21 protein-coding genes are annotated in these 24,590 nt (G+C 57.1%); 17 read left to right on the forward strand and 4 right to left on the reverse strand.

Features of this window, described 5'->3' with window-relative positions:
- Window positions 1-22: 22 nt before the first annotated feature.
- A complete protein-coding gene (locus INT84_RS10505; RefSeq protein WP_176917881.1) occupies window positions 23-376 on the reverse strand; it encodes a DsrE/DsrF/TusD sulfur relay family protein in 354 nt (117 codons plus the stop codon).
- A 73-nt stretch (window positions 377-449) separates the two neighbouring features.
- Window positions 450-1,001, reverse strand: coding sequence for a YbhB/YbcL family Raf kinase inhibitor-like protein (locus INT84_RS10510; protein WP_194206735.1), 552 nt, complete (start codon window positions 999-1,001; stop codon window positions 450-452).
- A 153-nt stretch (window positions 1,002-1,154) separates the two neighbouring features.
- Between INT84_RS10510 and INT84_RS10515 the strand changes: the two genes are divergently transcribed.
- On the forward strand, window positions 1,155-2,540 hold the full coding sequence (locus INT84_RS10515; RefSeq protein ID WP_194206736.1) for a YchO/YchP family invasin: 1,386 nt from the start codon (window positions 1,155-1,157) through the stop codon (window positions 2,538-2,540).
- A 5-nt stretch (window positions 2,541-2,545) separates the two neighbouring features.
- On the opposite strand, the gene narL is transcribed toward INT84_RS10515, so the two are convergent.
- Entirely contained in the window at window positions 2,546-3,196 is a 651-nt protein-coding gene (gene narL, locus INT84_RS10520; protein ID WP_194206737.1) for a two-component system response regulator NarL, read from the reverse strand.
- Entirely contained in the window at window positions 3,189-4,985 is a 1,797-nt protein-coding gene (gene narX / locus INT84_RS10525) for a nitrate/nitrite two-component system sensor histidine kinase NarX (protein WP_194206738.1), read from the reverse strand. Before narX ends, narL begins: the two co-directional genes overlap by 8 nt.
- A 310-nt stretch (window positions 4,986-5,295) precedes the next feature.
- On the opposite strand from narX, the gene INT84_RS10530 reads away from it, so the two are divergent.
- The 16 genes from INT84_RS10530 (at window position 5,296) to INT84_RS10605 (ending at window position 24,559) form a co-directional block, all read left to right on the forward strand.
- Window positions 5,296-6,693, forward strand: a complete 1,398-nt coding sequence (locus tag INT84_RS10530) for a NarK family nitrate/nitrite MFS transporter (RefSeq protein ID WP_194206739.1) — start codon at window positions 5,296-5,298, stop codon at window positions 6,691-6,693.
- Between the two features lie 379 nt (window positions 6,694-7,072).
- Window positions 7,073-10,816, forward strand: coding sequence for a nitrate reductase subunit alpha (locus INT84_RS10535; RefSeq protein WP_194206740.1), 3,744 nt, complete (start codon window positions 7,073-7,075; stop codon window positions 10,814-10,816).
- Entirely contained in the window at window positions 10,813-12,348 is a 1,536-nt protein-coding gene (narH, locus tag INT84_RS10540) for a nitrate reductase subunit beta (RefSeq protein WP_194206741.1), read from the forward strand. The genes INT84_RS10535 and narH overlap by 4 nt, the downstream gene beginning before the upstream one ends.
- On the forward strand, window positions 12,345-13,055 hold the full coding sequence (narJ, locus tag INT84_RS10545; protein ID WP_194206742.1) for a nitrate reductase molybdenum cofactor assembly chaperone: 711 nt from the start codon (window positions 12,345-12,347) through the stop codon (window positions 13,053-13,055). The genes narH and narJ overlap by 4 nt, the downstream gene beginning before the upstream one ends.
- Window positions 13,055-13,732 (forward strand): respiratory nitrate reductase subunit gamma, encoded by a 678-nt coding sequence (gene narI / locus INT84_RS10550; RefSeq protein ID WP_194206743.1) that lies wholly within the window; start codon window positions 13,055-13,057, stop codon window positions 13,730-13,732. Before narJ ends, narI begins: the two co-directional genes overlap by 1 nt.
- A 106-nt stretch (window positions 13,733-13,838) precedes the next feature.
- Complete coding sequence (locus tag INT84_RS10555) at window positions 13,839-14,846, forward strand: 3-oxoacyl-[acyl-carrier-protein] synthase III C-terminal domain-containing protein (protein ID WP_194206744.1); 1,008 nt, start codon at window positions 13,839-13,841, stop codon at window positions 14,844-14,846.
- A complete protein-coding gene (locus tag INT84_RS10560; RefSeq protein WP_194206745.1) occupies window positions 14,843-15,856 on the forward strand; it encodes an NAD(P)-dependent oxidoreductase in 1,014 nt (337 codons plus the stop codon). Before INT84_RS10555 ends, INT84_RS10560 begins: the two co-directional genes overlap by 4 nt.
- Window positions 15,834-16,640: an MBL fold metallo-hydrolase gene (locus INT84_RS10565; protein ID WP_194206746.1), complete on the forward strand. Its 807-nt coding sequence runs from the start codon at window positions 15,834-15,836 to the stop codon at window positions 16,638-16,640. The genes INT84_RS10560 and INT84_RS10565 overlap by 23 nt, the downstream gene beginning before the upstream one ends.
- Window positions 16,637-17,923 carry a F390 synthetase-related protein gene (locus INT84_RS10570; RefSeq protein WP_194206747.1) on the forward strand — a complete coding sequence of 429 codons (1,287 nt, stop codon included), beginning with the start codon at window positions 16,637-16,639 and terminating at the stop codon, window positions 17,921-17,923. Before INT84_RS10565 ends, INT84_RS10570 begins: the two co-directional genes overlap by 4 nt.
- Window positions 17,923-18,537 (forward strand): phosphatase PAP2 family protein, encoded by a 615-nt coding sequence (locus tag INT84_RS10575; protein WP_228066049.1) that lies wholly within the window; start codon window positions 17,923-17,925, stop codon window positions 18,535-18,537. Before INT84_RS10570 ends, INT84_RS10575 begins: the two co-directional genes overlap by 1 nt.
- On the forward strand, window positions 18,530-19,654 hold the full coding sequence (locus INT84_RS10580; protein WP_194206748.1) for a sterol desaturase family protein: 1,125 nt from the start codon (window positions 18,530-18,532) through the stop codon (window positions 19,652-19,654). Before INT84_RS10575 ends, INT84_RS10580 begins: the two co-directional genes overlap by 8 nt.
- Complete coding sequence (locus INT84_RS10585) at window positions 19,641-20,753, forward strand: acyl-CoA desaturase (protein ID WP_194206749.1); 1,113 nt, start codon at window positions 19,641-19,643, stop codon at window positions 20,751-20,753. Before INT84_RS10580 ends, INT84_RS10585 begins: the two co-directional genes overlap by 14 nt.
- Window positions 20,750-21,712, forward strand: a complete 963-nt coding sequence (locus INT84_RS10590; RefSeq protein ID WP_194206750.1) for an NAD(P)-dependent oxidoreductase — start codon at window positions 20,750-20,752, stop codon at window positions 21,710-21,712. The genes INT84_RS10585 and INT84_RS10590 overlap by 4 nt, the downstream gene beginning before the upstream one ends.
- Window positions 21,709-22,836 (forward strand): glycosyltransferase, encoded by a 1,128-nt coding sequence (locus INT84_RS10595; protein ID WP_194206751.1) that lies wholly within the window; start codon window positions 21,709-21,711, stop codon window positions 22,834-22,836. Before INT84_RS10590 ends, INT84_RS10595 begins: the two co-directional genes overlap by 4 nt.
- Entirely contained in the window at window positions 22,833-23,375 is a 543-nt protein-coding gene (locus INT84_RS10600; protein WP_194206752.1) for a hypothetical protein, read from the forward strand. The genes INT84_RS10595 and INT84_RS10600 overlap by 4 nt, the downstream gene beginning before the upstream one ends.
- Window positions 23,375-24,559 carry a glycosyltransferase gene (locus INT84_RS10605; RefSeq protein WP_194206753.1) on the forward strand — a complete coding sequence of 395 codons (1,185 nt, stop codon included), beginning with the start codon at window positions 23,375-23,377 and terminating at the stop codon, window positions 24,557-24,559. Before INT84_RS10600 ends, INT84_RS10605 begins: the two co-directional genes overlap by 1 nt.
- Window positions 24,560-24,590 lie beyond the last annotated feature (31 nt).

Below are 24,590 nucleotides of genomic sequence, written 5' to 3' on the forward strand. Positions count from 1 at the left end.
AATATGAAGCAGTGCTACAGGATTAAAAGGTTAATACTTTGTCTGCTTCCAGCGTCCAGCTTGCCAGTTCCACGAGAGTGCCGATCTCCACACCGTCAATCAGCGGCAGGGCCGTTATTCCACGACCGTCGGTACAGGTTTTACACAGTTTCACCGGCACGTTCTGCGCGGTAAGAATTTCCAGCATTTGCTGGATATTATAACCTTCCGCCGGTTTTTGTCCGCGCAGGCCCGCCGTCACGGCGTCTGACATCAGGAACAGGCGTAGATCCAGCTCAGACTGCTGCTCACGCAGGGCAATAGCCAGACGCAGGCTATTAAACAGCGACTCGCTGCCGTAAGCGGCTCCGTTAGCGATAATCACAAGGCGTTGCATCGTTACTCCTCTCATCGGGTAAAGGGTTGAAAGCCCTATGCTACCGCTAAACAGGCGGGCACAACACCCCTCGCTACTGACCGAAGCGCCCAATTAAGCCCGCTGCCGCCAGCGTCTTACCTTTCAGCTTGTCGAAGAGCTGTTCACGGGTTAATCCCGCCGGGAGGTCGGGGGCGAGTGAGGTGGCAATAAGCGTAAAGGTATAGTGGTGAGCGCCACTGCCCGGAGGCGGACAGGGACCGTGCCAGCGATCGTTCCCCGGCGTATTTTTACCGCCGGTAAACCCTTTGCCGTCGCGCAGCGCGTCGGCAGTAAACCCGGTTGCCGAAGCGGGGATGTTATACGCCACCAGATGCGTTACCCCTAATCCTTTTGCGCCTTCAGGATCGTGAACGATCAGCGCCAGGCTTTTGGTTTCCTGCGGTAAGTTGCTCCACACCAGCGGCGGAGAGTTGTTTTCACCGGTACAGTTAGGATTATCTTTGGCATTACCGGCAAATTTTTTATCCATCATCCCGTTGTCGGCAAAGGCGGGGGATTGCAGCATAAAAAGTGAATCGGCCGCAGCGCCGCCAGCGTAAATCAGTAGTGCGCCGCACAACAAAGGTTTCAGCGTCGTTAGCATGATGATGCTCTCCAGAGGGTCACGCCTTAACTGTAGTTAAACCGCAGCGGCAGGGTTAGGGATTTTCCTGAAATTTCGTGCAGGGATGAAAACCCGCAGGAAAAAGGCTAAGGTAGGATTATGCTATTGCCTGTCTTTACCTCTACGAGGTTAATGTCCAGAGACCTCCTCTTTTTATCCCCCGCGTCCTTACTCTTGCTGCTGGCAGGCGGTGTTGCTCATGCCCAGGGTGCATTCGTCGAGCAGGCGGAAAATCCGCTGGATAATAATCAGGATGGTCTGCCGGATTTGGGTCTTGCTCAGCCCACCCATGAAGGTGAAAAAAGCCTCGCAGAAATGGCGAAGGCGTTTGGCGAAGCGAGTATGGTCGATAACGGGCTGGATGCCGGAGAGCAGGCCAGAACGTTTGCCCTCGGGCAGGCGCGTGACGCATTGAGTTCCGAGGTGAATCAGCAGTTGCAGAGCTGGCTGGCACCGGGCACCAATGCCAGCGTTGAGCTGCGCGTTGATGATGATGGTGACTTTTCCGGTAGCCGCGGCAGCTGGTTTTTCCCGTTGCAGGATCTTGAGCATCGTCTGAGCTGGACCCAGTTTGGCGTCACCCGCCAGGATGAAGGGCTGGTGAGTAACGCGGGCATTGGTCAGCGCTGGACTGCCGGACACTGGCTGCTCGGCTACAACACCTTTTATGACAACCTGCTCGACGAAAACCTGTCAAGGGCCGGGCTGGGCGCGGAAGCGTGGGGTGAAAATCTGCGACTGTCGGCGAATTATTACGAACCACTGCAAAGCTGGCACAACACCTCCATGACCCTCCAGCAGCGGATGGCGCGCGGTTACGATGTGACCGCTGCCGCCCGTCTGCCGTTTTATCAGCGTTTGAATACCAGCCTCAGCCTGGAGCAGTATTTTGGCGACAGCGTCGATTTGTTCAGCAACGGTACGGGCGAGCACAACCCGGTGGCGGTGAAACTGGGGCTGGATTACACCCCGGTGCCGCTGGTAACACTCAGCGCACAACATAAGCAGGGCGAGGGGGGCACCAGCCAGAATGATGTCGGGCTGAAGCTTAATTATCGTTTTGGCGTGCCGCTGAAAAAGCAGCTTGAGGCTAACGAAGTGGCGGCCAGCCGCTCGCTGCGCGGCAGTCGTTACGACGAAGTGCAGCGAAGCACATTGCCAGTGATGGAATCACGCCAGCGTAAAACGCTGTCGGTATTTCTGGCAACCCCGCCGTGGGATCTAAAGCCGGGCGAGACGGTGGCGCTTAAGTTACAAATCCGCAGCAGCTTTGGCATTAAAACGCTGGAGTGGCAGGGCGATACGCAGCCGCTCAGCCTGACGCCGCCGGCCAACGGCAACTCCGCCGAGGGCTGGACCATTATTATGCCGGCGTGGGATTATAGCGAGGGCGCGGAAAACCGCTGGAGACTGGCGGTAACGGTGGAAGACCAACGCGGGCAGCGCGTCTCATCCAATGAGATCGTGCTGGCGCTGACCGAACCGCTGGTAACATTCAAAAATGAGAATATGCCGTAGCACGATTAAAAAATGCGTTCCTGATGTACCCAGACGGCAGCTTCCACGCGGGATTTAAGCTTCATTTTCTTCAGCATGTGTTTGACATGGACCTTCACGGTACTTTCGGTAATATCCAGACGGCGGGCGATCATTTTATTTGGCAGGCCCTGAGCGATGAGCTTCAGAATATCCCGCTCGCGTGGGGTAAGCTGGGTAACATCGCGATCGGAGGTGGCCCGGTTCGCACGCAGGCTGGCGGCCAGTACCGGGGTTAACGCCTCACTCAATACCATCTCTCCGGCAGCGGCCTGCTGAAGCGCTTTCAACAGATCTTCCGGTTCCATATCTTTCAACAGATAACCGTCCGCGCCCCGTTTCAGCGCCGTGACCACATCCTCTTCGTGATTCGACACGCTGAACACCACGATGCGCCCGGAGAGCGTTTTCTCACGCAGTTTGTCCAGCGTTTCGAGACCGTTCATGCCGGGCATATTCAGATCGAGCAGGATCAGATCCGGGTCCAGCGACTCCGCCAGCTCAATGCCCTGTTCACCATTGCTGGCTTCGCCAACCACCTGAATATCCTGCGCCATGCTAATAAGCTGTTTGACGCCGGTACGTAACATCGGATGATCGTCAATAAGCAGGATTGTGGCTCGCTCCTGATTATTCATGGGTATCTCCTTGTTGTAATGAAAGTGATTTTTCGGGGATAAAATTGACAATAACCTCGGTGCCGCCTGTATCGCGACGGCGCACCTGACAATCACCGCGCAGGCTTTGCGCCCGGTCGCGCATAATAATCAGACCATAGTGATTCGTGCGCTCGGCGCTGTCCGGTACGCCGCAGCCGTTATCGGACACCACCAGTTTTACCTGATTGTCTTTCTGCGTCACGGTGACGCTAACGTCACTCGCCCCGGCATGTTTCAGGCAGTTACTCAGCGCCTCACGGGTGATTTGCAGCAGGTGGATCGCCTGATGGGAGGGCACAAAGCGTGGCGGCAGCTGGTAATCCAGCTGGACCGGGAAACCAAAATGGGCGCTGTATTCGAGGCAGCTTGCCTCCAGCGCCGGGCGCAGGCCCGATTCAGTAAGTTGCAGGCGGAAGGTGGTTAACAACTCACGTAATTGCGCCCAGGAGGTATTCAGTTCATGACGGATTTGGCCCAGTAACTGACGACTGCTTTCCGGCAGGCTGTCGCCCTGCATTTGCAGGCAGCTAATCTGCATTTTCATACAGGAAAGGGACTGGGCAATAGAGTCGTGCAGCTCGCGGGCAATCGTCGCACGCTCTTCCATCACAATAAGCTGCTGCTGATGCTCCTGATGGCGATCCAGTGCCAGCGTGGCGGTGAGTTGCTCGACCAGCGTATCGACCAGCTGTTGCTGATCGTGGCTCAGATGGCAGCCTGCGGGGAGGGTTGCCAGCAGGATCCCGTACTGATTATGGGCGTCGGTTAATCGCCATTTCAGCGTGGTGCCGCCGCCGGGAGTGGAGGGGATATCGCGCGGGCAAAGATGGCAGCCGATGTCATCGCAGCGGATGCTGGAGTTACAGGTAAATTCCTGATGGTTCTCTTCGTCTTCCCTGTCGTAAACGCGAACTTCAATGCCACGTAATAACGTCAGTCCCTGTAAACCGTTGAGGACCGGAGAGAGACGCTCGCACAGCGTAGCCTGTGAATGCAGACGGCGGTTGGCCTGCCATAAGAATGAGAGGATCTGGTTTTTTTGCTCCAGCCCGGCGGTTTTTTCCCGCACCCGCTGCTCAAGGACCGCATAGCTTTCGGCCAGCTCTGCCGACATATTATTGAGCGAGGTCCCCAGGGTCGCCATTTCGTTACGTCCGCTGATAGCAACCCGCTGGGTAAAGTCGCGCTGACTGACGGCGCGAGCCATTTGCAGTAGCTGCCGCCACGGGCGCAACAGACGCGCACGCAGCCAGATAATCGTAAACACCAGCAGCAGCGCCATAAACACCGCCATTGCCCGCTGTAGCCAGACCACTCGCTGAATGCGCGTTTCGGTGGTGCGATCGAACGAGGTGACCAGATCGTCGATCCGCGCCACGTAGTTGACAATATCGCCGCGCACGGTTGCCGGATCGCGCGCACGCTGAATATCGGGAGCCAGTTCACTTTGCCAGTATTGCTGGATCGCGGTCAGTTGCTCAACCTGACCATCACGGCGCGCCGCCTGCACCAGCTCCTCACTAAACGCGGTGCGCTGCATGTTGGTAAGCAGGGAGCGATCTTCCGGGCGTAGCGGAATGGCCGACAGCAGGCGATAACTTTGCATTCGCAGCGAGCCGGCCTTGTTAATCGCATGTGCGCTTCCCTGAACGCCCTGGATCAGCCAGCCGGAAATCGCCATATTGGCAAGACCAATGGCGGTGGAGAGCAGGACAATCAGCACCAGCTGATTAACCAGCGTCAGCGGGGTGAACAGGCGTTTAAACATAGTGGCATGACTCCTGACCGGGATCGTTTTCCGGGCGTGCGGCTATTCTGAGACATCACCCGGAGTATACCCATACCCCTAAAGGATTACTCCTTTATTGCCGTCGGCTGAGGGGGCGTGAAGGAGAACTCGCCAAAACTTATCAGCACCGTGAAAAACCACATCTTTTTTACCGGTTTACTCTACCCATTTAGAAGGATAATGATTTCCACGCAAAGATAACCCCGGCTTTTCCTTTGATTTATATCAACTTACCGCCAGCGAGAAACCCTATCGTGACTGCGGTGAATATAAATAATCAGAGGTGTCTATGAGTCACTCAAGCGTCCCAGTCCGGGAAACGGGCTCGGTCATTACCGACTGGCGTCCGGAGGAGCCGCAGTTCTGGCAGCAACGCGGTCACCGTATTGCAAGCCGCAATCTGTGGATTTCGGTCCCCTGTCTGTTACTGGCGTTTTGCGTATGGATGTTGTTTAGCGCGGTTGCGGTTAATCTTAACAAAGTAGGATTTCATTTCGAAACCGATCAGCTGTTTATGCTGACGGCATTACCGTCGGTGTCTGGGGCATTGCTTCGCGTACCATACTCCTTCATGGTGCCGGTATTTGGCGGTCGCCGCTGGACGGCGTTTAGCACCGGCATTCTGGTTATTCCTTGTCTGTGGCTGGGGTTTGCCGTTCAGGATACGTCTACGCCGTTCAGCACCTTTATTATTATCGCGCTGCTGTGCGGTTTTGCCGGGGCAAACTTTGCCTCCAGCATGGCCAATATCAGCTTCTTCTTTCCGAAGGAGAAACAGGGCGGGGCGCTGGGCATCAACGGCGGGTTTGGTAACCTCGGCGTGAGCGTCATGCAGTTAATCGCACCGCTGGCTATTTCGCTCTCCATGTTTGCGGTTTTTGGCGGCACCGGTGTCGATCAGCCGGATGGTTCGCGCATCTATCTGGAAAATGCGGCCTGGATTTGGGTTCCCTTCCTGATTGTGTTTACCCTCGCGGCCTGGTTTGGCATGAACGAACTGGCGACTTCAAAGGCGTCGCTCAAGGCGCAGCTACCGGTGCTGAAGCGGGCGCATTTATGGATCCTCGGTTTCCTCTATCTGGCAACGTTCGGCTCGTTTATTGGCTTTTCCGCCGGGTTTGCGATGCTCTCTAAAACCCAGTTCCCGGATGTGAATATCCTCCACTTCGCCTTCTTCGGGCCGCTGGTCGGCGCGCTGGCGCGTTCGGCAGGCGGGGCGATGTCCGATCGTCTGGGCGGTATTCGCGTCACGCTGGTTAACTTTATTTTCATGGCATTGTTCAGCGGGCTGCTGTTCCTGACGCTGCCTTCGGCGGGGAGCGACGGTAACTTTATCGCCTTCTTTGCCGTGTTCCTGCTGCTGTTCTTAACCGCCGGGCTGGGGAGTGGTTCCAGCTTCCAGATGATTGCCTTTCTCTTCCGCAAAATGACGATGGCGCGGGTGAAAGCGGCAGGGGGGACGGAAGAGCAGGCGATGCGTGAGGCGGCAACCGACACGGCAGCCGCGCTGGGCTTTATTTCGGCCATCGGTGCCATTGGCGGCTTCTTTATTCCGAAAGCCTTCGGAACGTCGCTGGCGCTAACCGGATCGCCAGCCGAGGCGATGAAAGTTTTTCTCGTGTTCTATATTGCCTGCGTTGGGATCACGTGGGTGGTATACGGACGTAAAAAATATAATAACAAGTAACGTTTGATTATCCTGCGCGGTGAAAGCCGCGCTTTTTTTATTATTAATTAGTTACAACATACTTATCAATGGTGGCAATTTGATCGTCTCAGGCAGCGCAGAAAATCCTTTCTGGCAGGTGGCCTACCCCCTAATACCTGCGAAAGCGATTTATAACCGTTTTGTTAATGGCTTGTGGTTAAAATTCTTTTAAAATCAGTAAATTGAAAAATAATTTTTTATACCGCTTTGGTGGTATTCGCTGATTTACGCTCATTCAGTAACCCTTCGCATCTTGATCGCCGTCAATTCCCCCACTGTTTCAGAAGGTTAATTTCGCGGCATATGCAGCAATGTCGATTTACCAGAGAGCCGTCAGGCTCCATACAGGAGAGACCAGATGAGTAAATTCCTGGACAGGTTTCGCTACTTCAAACAGAAGGGTGAGACTTTTGCCGATGGGCATGGACAGCTTCTTGAGACCAACCGCGACTGGGAGGAAGGCTACCGCCAGCGCTGGCAGCATGACAAAGTGGTGCGCTCTACCCACGGCGTCAACTGCACCGGCTCCTGTAGCTGGAAAATCTATGTGAAAAGCGGCCTGGTCACCTGGGAGACGCAGCAGACCGACTACCCGCGTACCCGTCCGGATATGCCGAACCATGAACCGCGCGGCTGTCCGCGTGGCGCAAGCTACTCCTGGTATCTCTACAGTGCCAACCGCCTGAAATATCCGCTGATGCGTAAACGTCTGATGAAAATGTGGCGCGAGGCGAAAGTCCTGCACAGCGATCCGGTTGACGCCTGGGCGTCGATTATTGAAGACAGCGATAAAGCCAAAAGCTTTAAACAAGCGCGCGGTCGTGGTGGTTTCGTGCGCTCCTCCTGGCAGGAAGTGAATGAGCTGATCGCGGCTTCCAACGTTTACACCGTGAAAACTTACGGCCCGGACCGCGTCGCGGGCTTCTCGCCGATCCCGGCGATGTCGATGGTCTCTTACGCCTCCGGCGCACGTTATCTTTCACTGATTGGCGGTACCTGTCTGAGCTTCTACGACTGGTATTGCGACCTGCCTCCGGCCTCGCCAATGACCTGGGGCGAGCAGACCGACGTGCCGGAATCTGCCGACTGGTATAACTCCAGCTATATCATTGCCTGGGGATCTAACGTTCCGCAAACCCGTACCCCGGACGCCCACTTCTTTACCGAAGTGCGCTATAAAGGCACCAAAACCGTGGCCGTCACGCCGGACTACGCGGAAATCGCCAAGCTGTGCGATCTGTGGCTGGCACCAAAGCAGGGGACCGATGCGGCAATGGCGATGGCGATGGGCCACGTGATGCTGCGCGAATTCCATCTCGATAACCCAAGCCAGTATTTTACCGACTACGTGCGCCGCTATACCGACATGCCGATGCTGGTGATGCTGGAAGAGCGCGACGGCTACTATGCCGCGGGCCGCATGTTGCGCGCTGCCGATCTGGTGGATGCGCTCGGTCAGGAAAATAATCCGCAGTGGAAAACCGTGGCCGTTAACAGCACTGGCGAGATGATCGCGCCGAACGGCTCAATTGGCTTCCGCTGGGGCGAAAAAGGCAAATGGAACCTCGAACAACGCGACGGCACCTCTGGCGATGAGACTGAACTGAATCTCAGCCTGCTGGGTAGCCATGATGAAGTTGCTGAAGTGGGTTTCCCGTACTTTGGCGGGGAAGGCACCGAGCACGTCAATAAAGTTGAGTTGCAAAATATTCTGCTGCACAAACTGCCGGTGAAACGCCTGCAACTGGCGGATGGCAGTAGCGCCCTGGTCACCACCGTTTATGATTTGACGCTGGCTAACTACGGACTGGAACGCGGCCTCGGCGATAATAACTGCGCCAGCAGCTATGACGAGATCAAAGCCTATACGCCAGCCTGGGCGGAAAAAATCACCGGCGTCCCGCGCGCCCATATTATTCGCACCGCCCGCGAGTTTGCTGATAACGCTGATAAAACGCACGGTCGCTCAATGATCATCGTTGGTGCCGGGATGAACCACTGGTATCACATGGACATGAACTACCGTGGCCTGATCAACATGCTGATTTTCTGCGGCTGTGTGGGTCAGAGTGGCGGCGGCTGGGCACACTACGTCGGTCAGGAAAAACTGCGTCCGCAAACCGGCTGGCAGCCGCTGGCGTTTGCCCTGGACTGGCAGCGCCCGCCGCGTCATATGAACAGCACGTCTTATTTCTACAACCACTCGAGCCAGTGGCGCTATGAGTCACTGACGGCAAAAGATCTGCTGTCGCCGCTGGCCGATCCGTCACGCTATACCGGCCATCTGATTGATTTCAACGTGCGCGCCGAGCGGATGGGCTGGCTGCCGTCTGCGCCGCAACTGGGCACCAACCCGCTGCGCATCGCCGCGGAAGCCGAAAAAGCCGGTATGTCGCCGGTGGATTACACGGTTAAGTCCCTGAAAGACGGATCGATTCGCTTTGCGGCGGAACAGCCGGAGAATGGTAAAAACCATCCGCGTAACCTGTTTATCTGGCGCTCCAACCTGCTGGGTTCCTCCGGTAAAGGTCATGAGTACATGCTCAAGTATCTGCTGGGCACCGAAAACGGCATCCAGGGCAAAGATCTTGGCAAGCAGGGCGGCGTGAAGCCGGAAGAGGTGGAATGGCATGATAACGGCCTCGACGGCAAACTGGATCTGGTTGTGACGCTGGACTTCCGCCTGTCGAGCACCTGTCTCTACTCCGACATCGTGCTGCCGACCGCGACCTGGTATGAAAAAGACGACATGAATACTTCGGACATGCATCCGTTTATTCATCCGCTGTCTGCCGCCGTTGACCCGGCGTGGGAATCGAAAAGCGACTGGGATATCTACAAAGGCATCGCGAAGAAATTCTCTGAAGTCTGCGTGGGGCATCTCGGTAAAGAGACCGACATCGTTACGCTGCCAATCCAGCACGACTCCGCCGCCGAACTGGCGCAGCCGCTGGACGTGAAGGACTGGAAAAAAGGCGAGTGCGACCTGATCCCCGGTAAAACCGCGCCGCATATTATGGTGGTCGAGCGTGATTATCCGGCTACGTACGAACGCTTTACCTCCATCGGTCCGCTGATGGACAAAATCGGTAACGGCGGGAAAGGGATCGCCTGGAACACCCAGAGCGAAATGGATCTGCTACGCAAGCTCAACTACACCAAAGCGGAAGGCCCGGCAAAAGGCCAGCCGATGCTGAATACGGCGATTGATGCGGCAGAGATGATCCTCACCCTGGCACCGGAAACCAACGGCAAGGTGGCGGTTAAAGCCTGGGCCGCGCTGAGCGAGTTCACCGGCCGCGACCATACGCACCTGGCGACCAATAAAGAAGAGGAAAAAATCCGCTTCCGCGATATCCAGGCCCAGCCGCGCAAGATTATTTCCAGCCCGACCTGGTCCGGTCTTGAAGATGAGCACGTCTCTTACAACGCCGGGTATACCAACGTTCATGAGCTGATCCCGTGGCGCACGCTGTCCGGTCGTCAACAGCTGTATCAGGATCACCAGTGGATGCGAGATTTCGGTGAAAGCCTGCTGGTGTACCGTCCGCCCATCGACACCCGTTCGGTGAAAGCGGTAATGGGCGAGAAATCCAATGGCAATCCGGAGAAAGCGCTGAACTTCCTGACGCCGCACCAGAAATGGGGCATTCACTCTACTTACAGTGACAACCTGCTGATGCTGACCCTGTCACGCGGCGGTCCGATTGTCTGGATGAGTGAAATCGACGCCAAAGAGCTGGGGATTGAGGATAACGACTGGATCGAAGTGTTCAACAGCAACGGCGCGCTGACCGCACGTGCGGTAGTGAGCCAGCGTGTACCGTCCGGAATGACCATGATGTACCACGCGCAGGAACGTATCGTGAACCTGCCGGGGTCGGAAATCACCGGTCAACGCGGCGGCATCCATAACTCGGTCACCCGTATCAGCCCGAAACCGACCCATATGATTGGCGGCTACGCGCAGCTGGCTTACGGCTTCAACTACTACGGTACCGTAGGCTCTAACCGCGATGAGTTCGTGGTGGTACGCAAGATGAAAAATATTAACTGGCTGGATGGCGAAGGCAATGACCAGGTACAGGAGAGCGTAAAATGAAAATTCGTTCACAAGTCGGCATGGTGCTGAATCTTGATAAATGCATCGGCTGCCACACCTGTTCTGTGACCTGTAAGAACGTCTGGACCAGCCGCGAAGGGATGGAGTACGCGTGGTTCAATAACGTCGAAAGTAAACCCGGCACCGGTTATCCGCAGCAGTGGGAAAACCAGGACAAATGGAAGGGCGGCTGGATCCGTAAAATCAACGGCAAACTGCAACCGCGTATGGGCAACCGGGCGCTGCTGCTGGGGAAAATCTTTGCTAACCCACATCTGCCGGGGATTGATGATTACTACGAGCCGTTTGACTACGACTACCAGCACCTGCACAACGCGCCGGAAGGCAAACATCAGCCGATCGCCCGTCCGCGCTCGCTGATCACCGGCCAGCGGATGAATAAGATCACGACCGGCCCGAACTGGGAAGAGATCCTCGGCGGCGAGTTTGAGAAGCGCGCCAAAGATCAGAACTTCCACAACATGCAGAAGGCGATGTACGGCCAGTTCGAAAACACCTTCATGATGTACCTGCCGCGCCTGTGCGAGCACTGCCTTAATCCGGCGTGCGTCGCGACCTGCCCGAGCGGAGCCATCTACAAGCGTGAAGAAGACGGCATCGTACTGATCGACCAGGACAAGTGCCGTGGCTGGCGGATGTGTATCACCGGCTGTCCGTACAAAAAAATCTACTTCAACTGGAAGAGTGGTAAATCTGAGAAGTGCATTTTCTGCTATCCGCGCATCGAAGCCGGTCAGCCGACCGTCTGCTCCGAAACCTGCGTGGGCCGCATTCGTTATCTCGGCGTGCTGCTGTATGACGCCGACGCCATTGAGCAGGCGGCGAGCACCGAGAATGAGAAAGATCTCTACGAGCGTCAGCTCAGCATCTTCCTCAATCCGAACGATCCGGCGGTGATTGCCCAGGCGCTGAAAGACGGCGTGCCGCAGAGCGTGATTGACGCCGCGCAGCAGTCGCCGGTGTACAAAATGGCGATGGACTGGAAGCTGGCGCTGCCGCTGCACCCGGAATACCGCACGCTGCCGATGGTCTGGTACGTGCCGCCGCTGTCACCGATTCAGTCCGCCGCTGATGCGGGTGAACTTGGCAGTAACGGTATTCTGCCGGACGTAGAGAGTCTGCGTATCCCGGTCGAGTACCTGGCGAATATGCTGACCGCAGGCGACACCAAACCGGTGCTGCTGGCGCTGAAACGTATGCTGGCGATGCGCCACTACAAGCGTGCAGAAACCGTGGACGGCAAGCTGGATACCCGCGCGCTGGAAGAAGTGGGACTGAGCGAAGCTCAGGCGCAGGAGATGTACCGCTATCTGGCGATTGCCAATTACGAAGATCGCTTCGTGATCCCGAGCAGCCATCGTGAACTGGCGCGTGACGCTTTCCCGGAAAAAAGCGGCTGCGGCTTCACCTTCGGTGACGGCTGCCACGGTTCCGACAGCAAATTCAACCTGTTTAACAGTCGTCGCATTGATGCCATCGATGTGACCACCAGAACGGAGCCGCACCAATGATTGAACTCGTCATTGTTTCGCGCCTGCTCGAATACCCGGATGCTGCTTTGTGGCAGCATCAGCAGGAGTTGTTTGATGCGCTGGCCGCGTCGGAAAATCTCAGCAAAGAGGATGCGCAGAAACTGGGCGTTTTCCTGCGCGATTTAACCGCGCAGGATCTGCTTGATGTGCAATCCGCCTACAGCGAGTTATTCGATCGCGGTCGTGCCACCTCGCTGCTGCTGTTCGAGCACGTTCACGGTGAATCCCGCGACCGTGGTCAGGCGATGGTTGATCTGCTGGCGCAGTACGAGCGTCACGGCCTGCATCTCGACAGCCGTGAACTGCCGGATCACCTGCCGCTGTATCTCGAATATCTGGCGCAACTGCCGGTGAGCGAAGCGCTGGGAGGCTTGCAGGATATTGCGCCGATTCTGGCACTGTTAAGCGCACGCCTCGAGCAGCGGGAAAGCCGCTACGCCGTGTTGTTCGATCTGCTACTGAAGCTGGCGAATACCGCGATTGATAACGCAAAAGTGGCCGAGAAGATCGCCGATGAAGCCCGCGACGATACGCCGCAGGCGCTGGACGCCGTCTGGGAAGAGGAACAGGTGAAGTTCTTTGTCGACCAGAGCTGCGGTGAGTCGGAAATCTCCGCCCACCAGCGTCGTTTTGCCGGTGCCGTCGCTCCGCAATATCTGAATCTCTCCACTGGAGGACAGCAATAATGCAATTTTTGACCAGGTTCTTCTTTGATATTTACCCCTATATTGCGGGCACGGTATTTTTGGTGGGTAGCTGGCTGCGCTATGACTACGGTCAATACAGCTGGCGCGCGGGCTCCAGTCAGATGCTGGATCGCAAAGGCATGAACATGGCGTCGAACCTGTTCCACTTTGGCATCCTCGGGATTTTTGCCGGGCACCTGCTGGGGATGCTGACCCCGCACTGGATGTATGAAGGCTTTTTAGCCGTCGACGTGAAGCAGAAAATGGCGATGATTGCCGGCGGTGCCTGCGGCGTGATGACCCTTGTCGGCGGCTTGCTGCTGCTGAAGCGCCGCCTGTTCAGCCCGCGCGTCCGGGCGACCACCACCGGGGCCGATATCCTGATCCTCACCCTGCTGATGGTGCAGTGCGCCCTCGGTCTGCTGACCATTCCGTTCTCCGCTCAGCATATGGACGGAAGCGAGATGATGAAACTGGTGGGCTGGGCGCAGTCGGTGGTGACGTTCAACGGTGGCGCGTCTTCCCACCTCGAGGGCGTGGCGTTTATTTTCCGCGTTCACCTGGTGCTGGGGATGACGCTGTTTCTGCTGTTTCCGTTCTCCCGACTGGTGCATATCTGGAGCGCGCCGGTGGAATATCTGACCCGTAAATACCAGATAGTCCGCGCGCGTCGCTGATTAACGCGGTAACACAATAAAACCCAGGGACAATTATTCCTGGGTTTTTTTTGCGTTTTATTTCTATATCATGATGCGAATCGTGGAATTAAGAAGTGAACGTATAATGGAGTATTCGACCCGCCCCGGTGTTACCGTCGCGCTTAAAATCGTCTCAACGGGCATCGCGCTGCCGCCGGAGCGCATCACCTCATCAATGCTCGATACCCGGCTCGGCAAGCCTGCGGGCTATGTTGAAAAACGCTCGGGTATTGCCTGGCGTTATCACGCTACGGACGACGCCAGCCAGGCTGAACTGGCAGCACAGGCGCTACATAACGCGCTTAACGCAGGGTCATTGTCTCCCTCTTCGGTTGATTTGCTGATTTGCGCCTCGGCGATTGCCGTTCAGGCGCTACCCTGTAGTGCAACCCATATTCTGAAAGCCGCCAGAATGCCCGCGGGCATGGCGGGTTTTGACATTAACAGCAGTTGCGTCAGTTTTATTTCCGCGCTGGAAGTCGCTGGCGGATTGTTGAATACCGGCGCGTACCGGCGCATTGCAATAGTGTCTGCGGATATCGCCTCACGCGGGATCGACTGGGCACATGAAGAGTCCTCGCTGATTTTTGGCGATGGTGCCGCATGCGCTATTGTCGAACGCGGTGACGGTACCAGCGGCATTCTGGCGAGCCTGATTGAGATGTACCCGGACGGCAGCGAGCTGTGTGAAATTCGCGCTGGCGGCACGCGGCGTAATCCCAGAGCGGGGATGAACGAGAGCGATTTTTTGTTTCATATGCAGGGAAAACCGCTGTTCCGCTACGCCTCATCATTAATTGACGACTACTTCGCCCGACTGCTGGCGAAAAGCGGCGTGACGCTGGCCGACATTGCGACGGTGGTGCCGCATCAGGCAAGCCATCTGTCTCTTGAACATATGCGCAAGCGGCTGCGCGTGCCGGAATCGGTATTGATCGATATTTATCGTCACCATGGTAATCAGGTGGCGGCTTCCATTCCTGTTGCGCTACATGAAGCGGTAGTGAGCGGAAGGTTGATTAGCGGTCAACCGGCGATGCTGATTGGCACGGCGGCAGGACTGACGCTGGCAGGCATGGTATTTCTGCCGTGAAGATCCTGCTGACGGGCGCAACCAGCGGGCTGGGACGTAATGCGGCGGAGCATTTGCTTATGACCGGGCATGAGGTAGTGGCTATCGGGCGTAACCCGGCGCAAGGCGAACAGCTTCAGCGGATGGGCGCAACCTTTGTGCCGCGCGATCTGACCACCACGGGCGTAGAGGAGTGCCTCCGGCTGGTGGAAGGCTGCGATGCGGTATGGCACTGCGCGGCAAAATCCTCGCCCTGGGGCCGTCGGGCTGATTTCTGGCACACCAACGTGCAGGTCACAGAGCGTCTGGCGCAGGCGGCGGGCAGGGCAGAGGTTCCGCGCTTCATTCATATCTCCACCCCGGCCGTCTATTTTGATTTTCAGCATCACTATGATCTGACGGAAAACTATCTTGCCCGGCGCTTCAGTAGCCATTACGCCCACAGTAAACATGCCGCCGAGCAGGTTATCGCCGAGGCGGTGAGGCGTTTTGCCTCGACAACCTGGGTCATGCTGCGTCCGCGCGGTTTATTTGGCCCGCACGACAACGTGATTGTCCCGCGCCTGCTGCAACAGCTTCGCCGGGATAACGGTGTGCTGCGCTTGCCACGCGGCGGCGACGCGCTGCTGGATCTCACTTTCGTGCAGAACGTGGTGTACGCGATGGAACTGGCAACCCACCGATCCCTGCGTTCCGGCAGCGTGTATAACATCACTAACCACCAGCCGCAGCGTCTGAAGGTGATGCTCGCCGCGCTGCTGCGCGAGCAACTGGGGCTGCAATATCAGATCCGTAATGTGCCGTGGCCTGTGCTGTCGCTTGCGGCGCGCGGCATGGAAATGTTCGGCCACTGCCTTAACAAAGAGCCGCCGGTGACCCGTTACAGCGCGGGAACGGTCTGTTTTGATATGACGCTGAGTGCGAAAAAGGCGATTGAGGAGCTGGGCTATCGGCCCCGGTTTTCAATGGCAGACGGCATCGCGTTGACCGGAAAATGGATGAGGGAACATGGCCACGATCACCGCCTTTGAAGTGGGGTACTGTACCCATATTGGCTGCATGGCACTGAAGGGGGCCGGGCTGCGCGTTTGTCGATTTCCTTCCCGGGCCTGGCTGCTGGAAGTGGGCGACAGACGCTGGCTGTGGGATACCGGCTATGCCTCCTGGTTTGAACAGTACACCCGCTCTGGCGTCTTCAGAATTTACCGCCAGGTTACGCCGGTGTATTTCGATCCCGAAGACTCGCTGGCCCGTCAACTGCTCGCGCAGGGGCTGGTCGGCGACGATATTCAGGGCATCATTCTGTCGCACTTTCACGCTGACCATGTCGCCGGGCTGCGCGATTTCCCCGGCGTGAAGTGCATCTGCTCGGGCGAGGGCTGGGATCAGGTCAGAACGCTGCGTGGATTCGCAGCGCTGCGCCAGGCATTTGTTCCGGGGCTGTTCCCGGCGGATTTTGAGTCGTCATTAACCTTTATTGAAGGTTTTGACGCGTTGCAACTTCCCGCCGCGCTGGCTCCGTTTACGCACGGCTACGTACTGCCGGGAAGCGAGGGGCAAATTATTCTGGTTCCGCTTCCTGGCCACGCCGCCGGGCACATTGGCGCGTTTGTTCTGACGGACGATGGCTGGACGCTGCTGGCAGCCGATGCCGCGTGGTCGCCAGCAAATTACCGCGAGTTACGTGGCCCCTCACGGCTGGCCAATCTGGTGATGTCGGATGCGATAGCGTATTACCAGACGCTTGAGCGGCTTAACCAGCTCTGGCAACAGGGCTCGGTAGATATTCGCCTGTGCCACGAGGGCGATTTGTGATCCCATTCCACCTGCTCTGGCACTATTTCCGCACCCGTAAACTGCGTTTTACCGATCGCGCGCGGCTTGAGGCGTGGCAGGACAAAAAAATGCGCACGTTTCGCCGCCGGGTGCTGGCGAAAAGCCCGTGGTTCCGGCGCTATCTTGCGCTGCCGTTCGATGAATGGCCAACGATGAATAAAGCGTTAATGATGGCGCATTTCGATGACATGAACACCGCCGGACTACAGCGCGACGAGCTGATGGCGTGTGCTGTGCGCAGCGAACAAAGCCGTGATTTTTCGCCTAAAGTCGGAAAGTTCAGCGTCGGTTTATCGTCCGGCACCTCCGGACGGCGCGGGTTGTTTGTGGTCAGTCCGCAAGAACAAACGCTATGGGCGGGGGCCATTCTGGCAAAAGTCCTGCCCGATGGTTTACTGGCGGGCGAGCGCGTGGCGCTCTTTCTGCGCGCGGATAACAATCTGTATCGCAGCGTCAATAACCGCTGGCTCAGCCTGGCATTTTACGATCTGCTCGCCCCGTTTGCGCCGCAGCTGGCGCGGCTTGAGTCGCAATCGCCCACGATTATCGTCGCCCCCGCTCAGGTGCTGCGCGCGCTGGCGCTGGAGGTGCTTGCCGGTACGCTGAGGCTTGCGGTTAAAAAAGTAATTTCGGTAGCCGAAGTGCTGGAAGATCACGATCGCGCGCTGCTGCGCCAGGCATTTGGCGAGGTGGGCGAGATTTATCAGGCGACGGAAGGATTCCTGGCATCGACCTGTGTCTGCGGCACGCTGCATCTGAACGAGGAATTTATTCACGTCGAGCCTGAGTGGCTGGATGAACACCGCTTTGTTCCCATTATTACTGACTTTACCCGTCGCACGCAGCCTGTTGTCCGCTACCGGCTTGATGACGTGCTGGTGGCAAGCAAGGAGCCGTGTCCCTGCGGTAGCGCGACGCGGGCGATTGCCCGTATTGAAGGTCGCCAGGACGATGGTTTGCGGTTACCGGACGCCAGCGGGCAGGGGCAAGGGATCTTTGCCGATCCCTGTAGCCGGGTGCTGGCGATAACGCTACCGCCTGGCGCAGACTACCGGCTGGTACAGACGGCGGCGGATACGCTGTGTTTGACGGCGGACTGCGAACCCGTCGTGCTGGAAGCCTGCCAGCTGGCGTTAAATGCGTTTTTTGCCCGTCAGGGCATCGATGTGCAACGGCTGAAATGGCAACTGGTTTCGCAGCGCCCGGAGGTGCAGTTCGGCGCAAAGCGGCGGCGTATCATCCGCCAGTGGAGGGAGGCGTAATGGCCATCGTACAGCGACTAAAACAGATGCTGCTGGGCTGGGGAACGGTGGGGGTTATCTATTCGTTTTGCGATCGTCTCCAGGGCGAGGGACACCTGCTCACCGCGTGGGCAGTCGATCGCGCTATTCCGTTTTCGTCATCCGCCATCTGGCTCTATTTATCGTTTTTTTTGATCGTGCCCGCAGGCTATCTGCTGGTGCCGTTATCTCGTTTACGCTGGCTTGCCCGCGCCATGCAGTTATCGGCGCTGGGGGCCGGGGTCATCTATTTGTTATGGCCGACGACGATGCACTATCCGCCGCTGGCATATGACGGTGCCTCCTCCGCCGTGCTGGGCTGGCTGATTGAGATCGACTCCAGCCAAAATTGCTTCCCCTCATTACACGCGGCGCTGACCATCCTTGCCGTAGTCGCCATCGCCGCGCGAGGACGCTTTTTTATTACTGCCGCAAGTGTGCTGTGGGCGCTGGCTATTGCGTTTTCTATTCTGCAACTACGCAGACACTTATTTATTGATTTACTGGGCGGCGCGCTGCTGGCATGGGGCAGCGGCTGGCTGGCAATGCATCTGGAAATACGGAAAAAACAACACAGGGAAATAGGCTATGAGTGAGTTACTGATCCCGATCCTGTTTATGATCGCGCTGGTATTCGGCGAGGCCTGCTTTTTGCAGGTGACGGGGCGGCAGAAAATTGACTGGCACGACATCATTTTTAATATTAATTCCGGGCACATCATTCTGTGGCTGTTTCGCTGTCTGGAAGTGCTGTGTTATGCGCTGGTACTTCAGTACGCTAATCTGCATCTTTTTGACGGCATCGCTACGGTTTGGGTATGGCTGTTCACGTTGCTGGTGTGGGATTTTTGCTTTTACTGGCTTCACCGTCTGCATCACGAATGCCGAGGGTTGTGGGCGGTACACGTTGTGCATCATCAGGGAGAGAATTATAACCTGTCGCTGGGCGTCAGAAACTCCTGGTACTCCTCTCTGACCTCGATTCCTTTTTTTATGCTGCTGGCGCTGTGCGGGGTGCCGCTGAGCGTCTACCTGGCGGTTTCCGTCATCCACTACAGCATCCAGTTTTTTAATCATAATGCGCTGACTCCCCGTCTCGGCTGGCTTGAAAAGATTTTCATAACCCCGTGGCATCATCGCGTCCATCACCTTAATGAGCGGCGCTACGCGGATACGAATTACGGCGGCACATTTATTCTCTGGGACCGGTTATTCGGTACGCTTTGCGCCATGCCGCCGTCTCAGATGACGGCTTATGGCGTGAAAGGCAGTCAGCTTTCTGCTAATCCGCTGCGGGAGAGTAACCTGCCATTTCAGCACCTGATCGGTGCTTCACGCACCGGACGAACGTATGAGCGTCACTTCATCTGCGCCGCCTTGCCCATTGTCACCGGGGCATTGTTGCTATTTATGCTGGTGCTGGGCTACATCCAGCGCTATGGCTACGATATCCAGCACGTTTCGCTGGCGCAGGCGCTGCTGTTTGTTCTGCTGGCGGCCGGTTCCGTTGCGCTGGGCGGCGTGAGTGACGGGCAGCGCTGGGGGAAAATAGCCTGGTGCGCGGTGACACTGTCGCTGCTCGTTTTTGCGATACGGTTTGCCGGGATGGTTCCTTTTGCGCTGATCCTCTCTCTTCTGCTGGTTGCACATAGTGTGATCCTGGCCTGCGGAATGGGAACCCGTACCGCGGGAGGCAAGTGTGAATCTGTTTAACCCCCAGCGGCGGCTGACCTTTCCCGCCGATAATCCGGCGCTGGTTAAAGCGTTGCATACGCAAAGCCAGGCCTTGTTGGCGCAGCGTGGCGATCATCGTTATGCCGACCGATGGGCGACGGGCAAGGCGCTGGCGCTGGCCGTGGCGGGCTTTATTTGCTACATCGTGGCGCTTCGCCAGCAGGTAGTCGTGTTCTTTTTTTTGGCGTATCTGGCGGTGATGCTCTGCGCCATGCTGCTGGCGGTTAACGTGGTACACGACGCCTCGCACAATGCTTTCCTGCGGGGGAAACGGGCAAACGCCCGGCTCAGCTTCTTCGCTGCGCTACCGCTGGGACTGGACGCAGACTGCTGGCGCGTGCGCCACGTCAGGTTTCATCACGGTTTTACCAATGTCGAGTTCTACGATCCGGATATCGCTGAAAACGGCCTGCTGCGTCAGACGCCGTGGCAGCGCTGGCGGCCTTTCATGCGGCTACAGCGATTTTACTGGCCGCTGATCGCCGGGATGACCTTCCCCTGGTATATCTGGGTTGTCGACTGGCTCGACAGAGCGGGGCTGACTCCGGTCACGCCGCATCTGACGCATCATGGCATCGCTGGCTGGAGCCGTTTTCTTGTCAGTAAAATCGGGCATATGGTTATCGCGCTCGGACTGCCTCTTTGGTTACTGACGGATCGATTTGGGGGACTTGCCGTGCTGATAACCTGGGCCGTCAGCCAGATGGTAGCGTCACTGATTTTCGTCATGCTGATTATTGGTACCCACTGGGCTAAAGGGCACCATTATCTTCCGCCTGACGAGGGACGAATGCCGCAGGGCAGACTGGCGCATACCTTTGCCACGACCTTTGACTGGCTCCCCACGCCAGCGTGGATGGGGTACTGGCTTGGCGGTATTAATCTTCATTTAACCCATCATCTCTTTCCCCACTGGCATCATCGCCACTACCCGGCGCTCAGCGGCATTATTGCCAACATTGCCGGTCAGCAGGGACTGGATTACCGGCGGCTGACGTTGGAGGATTTGCTGTCGCTACAGCAACGCTTTCTGCAACGGATGGGCGAATCCCCTCAACGTGCGGGTAGCGGGCCATGAAGGTGCTGATCACCGGCGCGTCCGGCTTTATTGGTGGCGCTTTTCTGCGCCGGTTTGCCGCCGATCCGCGGGTATCTCTGTACGGCACAGGCCGCCGGACGTTGCAGGATCTTCCACCCGAGGTGAGCTATCAGGCCCTTCCGCTCGACCAGTTGCAGACGCTTGATTTTGATCCGGATGTGGTGATCCACGCGGCGGGCAGGGCCTCGCCTTGGGGCAGCGCGGCGCAATATTATCGCGATAACGTTGAGACCACGCGTCAGGTAATTGCATTTTGTCATGCCCGCCAGTCACCGCGGCTGATTTTTATCTCCACGGCGGCGGTGTATTATCGGTTCGCCCATCAATATCATCTGGATGAACACGCGGCCGTCGGGCACGCTTTTACCAGCGAGTACGGGCGAAGCAAATACCTGGCCGAGCAGCTGGTTAACGATTACGCCGGTGAGAAGACTATTTTTCGCCCCTGTGCGGTATTTGGTGCCGGTGACGCATTGTTGCTACCACCGTTGCTGGAGGCCGCGCGTAAAAAAAGGCTGGTCAATCTGCGTAGCGAACACCCGGCGCAGGCTGAGATAATGCACGTTACTACGCTGTGTGATTACCTGATGCTGGCGGCCATGTCATCGCGCCTGAAACCCTGCTATAACATTTCTGCTGCGCATCCGCTGGCTACGCAGGCGTTGCTGCAAACGGTGTTAAACCATCTTGATTTACCCGTGCCGATGCGCACGCTGTCGGTGGCGACGGCGCTGCGTATTGCCGGCGTGCTGGAGTGGCTCTGGCGCAGGCTGCCGCTCGGCGGCGAGCCGCCGATTACCCGCTTTGGCGTGGGCGTTTTTGGCTACTCCGCAACCCTGGACGTCAGTCTGATGCTGGAGGATTTCGGTGCGCCATGTGTACCGTTTCCCGTCAGTCTGACCCGTTTTTTACAGGACTATAAGGCGCAACGGCAATGATAGCGATAGCGTTACTCTGGCTGGTCATACTCCTGTTTAAGTCAGGGTTTGCGCTTAAGATGTTGCGCCTTCCCCGGCACGAGTGTGCAATTTACAGCGGTGACGTCACCGTGATGCAACCCATTCTCGGTGGCGATCCGGCGCTGGCGTCGGTACTGCAATCAAACCTGCACCATTTACCTGATGCGCATTTTCTGTGGCTGGTGGATGACGATGATGATCAAGGATGGCGCGTCACGCAGGATTTGCAGCAGCGTTATCCGCACTGCGCTATCACGCTGCTTCGTTACCCGCCTGCGCCGCAAGGGCAGAACCCCAAGCTATTCAAACTTGAGCAGGCGAGGGCGCAGGTGAAAACCGACTGGGTGATGGTGCTGGACGATGACGCGACGCTGAGTGCTGCCTCGTTGCAGAGAATGTTAAGTGAGCTGGATGCCTCCTCGCTGGTGACCGCGCTGCCGTATTATTGTGCCGCCCAAACACTGCCGTCACGCCTGCTGGCGCAGTTTGTTAACGATAACGCGGCGCTGACCTATCTTCCCCTGTTGCCTTTCACTTGTCCGTTAACTCTGAACGGAATGTGTTATGTCCTGCATCGCGCCGTGCTGGAACGGGTCGGAGGATTTACATCGATTATGCATCATCTGACGGACGATTTAGCGCTGGCAACTCTGCTGGCGCGTGAAAAGGTCAACATCGTTCAGTCCACGGCGTCCGTACAGGTACAAACCAGCGTGCCGGATTTCAGGCGCTATGGCCGCCAGATGCATCGCTGGTTTCTGTTCGCCACGCTGCTGATGCGCGAGAAGTCTGTATCGGTCAATCTGGCAATCTTCCTGCTTCAGGGGCTTCACCCGCTGTTACTCTGGTTGATGCTCATTCTGACCCTGAACGGCGGTGCGGCTGACGCGGCTATCATGCTGGGTGTTCTGGTTCTTCGCCACCTTGCGCTGCGCCGGGTACAACGACAAGTATCCCCGCATATTTCATCGCACCCGCTGCTCTCGCTGTTATCCGAGTTGCTCCAGCCGCTGCATTTGCTTCATGCGCTCGTTAACCGCACCATTCACTGGCGCTCACGGCGCTACCGTATTTTCAGCAACGATCATTTTATTTCACGATGAGCTTACAAATTGCGTTTATTACCGGCAGAAGCCAGCCGGGGAACACCTCATTAAGTCCGGATCAGCGCGCTTTTATGGCCGCGCTGGGACGGAATAGTGAGGGCATCGCGGTAAATTTCCCGTGGGTAGCGCAACGCGAAGCCTGGCAAGCCACGCCGCTGCTACGTGCGAGTATGAACAATGCGCGAGATTATCTTGGCTCGCGCCGTCCGGCGTTTGTCCGCACTTATCAGACGGGGGCGCTGGCACTGCTGGCGTCTGCCGATCATACGCTGCTGCTTTGCGGAAGTTGTGGGCTTGAATTGTTTAATAACCTTCAGCTTCCCGCTTCAGTTATGTCGCGGGTAAGTATTTTTGCCTTCGGACCGGTAGCCCGGCGTCGCCCGGAGTGCAGGCATCTGCTGGTTCAGGGACGTCAGGACTGGATTTCCCGGTTATGGTTTCGCGATGCTGATGAGTATATTGCCTGCGGGCATATGAATTACCTTTCTCAACCCGCACTGATTGACGGGTGCAAACGTTTCATCAGGACCCTTTAATGCAACGCTTACTCAATTTGATCCCCGCCGGGATCACCCGCATTGACCTGCTGGCTCCGCCGTTTGCCGGGCATCTGCATCCGGTTCTCGCTATGGGAAGAGCGTTGTCGGCGCAGTATCAGGTCCGAATTATCAGCACGTCAGGGGCGCAGAAGCGGATCGAGGCGGCCGGACTTTCGGCGCTGATCCTGCCCGGTGAATATGATGGGCCGTTGCTGGCGGTGGCGAACCCGAACTATGCAATTAAATCCAGCCCGGTCAGGCTTTACCGCCAGTTCCGTGCGGTTGTCGGGCTGCTGAAAAACTTTGCCGATGAGCTGGCGCAGCTGTGGCGTCATAACGGCATTCCCGAGCTGGCTATAGCTGATTTTACGCTACCGATAGTGGGAGAGGTTTGCCGTCAGTTTGCTGTGCCCTGGTGGACCAGTATGCCGTCCCCCTGTGTACTGGAAAGCCCGGACGGCCCGCCTGCGTACTGCGGTGGTTTAATGCCGGCGAAAAACGCGAGAGAGCGTGCCTGGCACGTTATGCATCGCAAAAAAGTCAGGGTCTTTAAGCGCGCCGTTTTCTGGCTTTTTCGCGATGTGATCCGCCAGACCGGCATCACGCGTCTGTACCGTCCCGACGGCAGTGAAAGCGCCTATTCCCCGACGCGGATCCTCGCGCTCAGCGAACCAGAGTTTGAATTCCCGCAACGCTGGCCTGATGCATTGCGGTTTATTGGTCCGGCGCTTTACACGCCGCCGCTCGGCTACCAGGAGCCTGCCTTTAAAGAGGGCAAAAGGCATGTGCTGGTTACACTGGGAACCCATCTGGACTGGCATAAAGATGCCGTCGCTAAGGCAATTGCTGTACTGGCGGAGACGATGCCGGAGTGGGAGTTTCATTTTACCGACGGCAACGGGCAGGACGTACAGCGCCATCAGCAGGGTAATTTTTGTCGGGTGGCATGGGTGGATTATGACCGCTGGTTATCGCGCTATGATGCGGTGATCCATCACGGCGGGGCGGGGATTATGTGGCATTGTCTGAAGCGCAACATTCCGGCGCTGGTGTATCCGGTCGATTATGACCAGTTCGACCATGCTGCGCGGCTGGAATACAGCGGGAAAGGCGTCTGGCTGCGTGGCGGGCTTGCCAGCCTTGAGCAGGCAGGGAGTGTGCTGCGTAAACTGGTAGGGTAAACCGTCCGGGTAGAACAGGTAAGACAAAGAT

It is taken from the genome of Superficieibacter sp. 1612_C1, assembly GCF_015234305.1.
In the GTDB taxonomy this organism is placed as follows: domain Bacteria; phylum Pseudomonadota; class Gammaproteobacteria; order Enterobacterales; family Enterobacteriaceae; genus Superficieibacter.

Excerpts from the sequence above, each read along its gene's own strand:
- INT84_RS10505 (WP_176917881.1), bottom strand. The coding sequence starts at position 376 with ATGCAACGCCTTGTGATTATCGCTAACGGAGCCGCTTACGGCAGCGAG.
- INT84_RS10510 (WP_194206735.1), bottom strand. The coding sequence starts at position 1,001 with ATGCTAACGACGCTGAAACCTTTGTTGTGCGGCGCACTACTGATTTAC.
- INT84_RS10515 (WP_194206736.1), top strand. The coding sequence starts at position 1,155 with ATGTCCAGAGACCTCCTCTTTTTATCCCCCGCGTCCTTACTCTTGCTG.
- narL (WP_194206737.1), bottom strand. The coding sequence starts at position 3,196 with ATGAATAATCAGGAGCGAGCCACAATCCTGCTTATTGACGATCATCCG.
- narX (WP_194206738.1), bottom strand. The coding sequence starts at position 4,985 with ATGTTTAAACGCCTGTTCACCCCGCTGACGCTGGTTAATCAGCTGGTG.
- INT84_RS10530 (WP_194206739.1), top strand. The coding sequence starts at position 5,296 with ATGAGTCACTCAAGCGTCCCAGTCCGGGAAACGGGCTCGGTCATTACC.
- INT84_RS10535 (WP_194206740.1), top strand. The coding sequence starts at position 7,073 with ATGAGTAAATTCCTGGACAGGTTTCGCTACTTCAAACAGAAGGGTGAG.
- narH (WP_194206741.1), top strand. The coding sequence starts at position 10,813 with ATGAAAATTCGTTCACAAGTCGGCATGGTGCTGAATCTTGATAAATGC.
- narJ (WP_194206742.1), top strand. The coding sequence starts at position 12,345 with ATGATTGAACTCGTCATTGTTTCGCGCCTGCTCGAATACCCGGATGCT.
- narI (WP_194206743.1), top strand. The coding sequence starts at position 13,055 with ATGCAATTTTTGACCAGGTTCTTCTTTGATATTTACCCCTATATTGCG.
- INT84_RS10555 (WP_194206744.1), top strand. The coding sequence starts at position 13,839 with ATGGAGTATTCGACCCGCCCCGGTGTTACCGTCGCGCTTAAAATCGTC.
- INT84_RS10565 (WP_194206746.1), top strand. The coding sequence starts at position 15,834 with ATGGCCACGATCACCGCCTTTGAAGTGGGGTACTGTACCCATATTGGC.
- INT84_RS10575 (WP_228066049.1), top strand. The coding sequence starts at position 17,923 with ATGGCCATCGTACAGCGACTAAAACAGATGCTGCTGGGCTGGGGAACG.
- INT84_RS10580 (WP_194206748.1), top strand. The coding sequence starts at position 18,530 with ATGAGTGAGTTACTGATCCCGATCCTGTTTATGATCGCGCTGGTATTC.
- INT84_RS10590 (WP_194206750.1), top strand. The coding sequence starts at position 20,750 with ATGAAGGTGCTGATCACCGGCGCGTCCGGCTTTATTGGTGGCGCTTTT.
- INT84_RS10595 (WP_194206751.1), top strand. The coding sequence starts at position 21,709 with ATGATAGCGATAGCGTTACTCTGGCTGGTCATACTCCTGTTTAAGTCA.
- INT84_RS10600 (WP_194206752.1), top strand. The coding sequence starts at position 22,833 with ATGAGCTTACAAATTGCGTTTATTACCGGCAGAAGCCAGCCGGGGAAC.
- INT84_RS10605 (WP_194206753.1), top strand. The coding sequence starts at position 23,375 with ATGCAACGCTTACTCAATTTGATCCCCGCCGGGATCACCCGCATTGAC.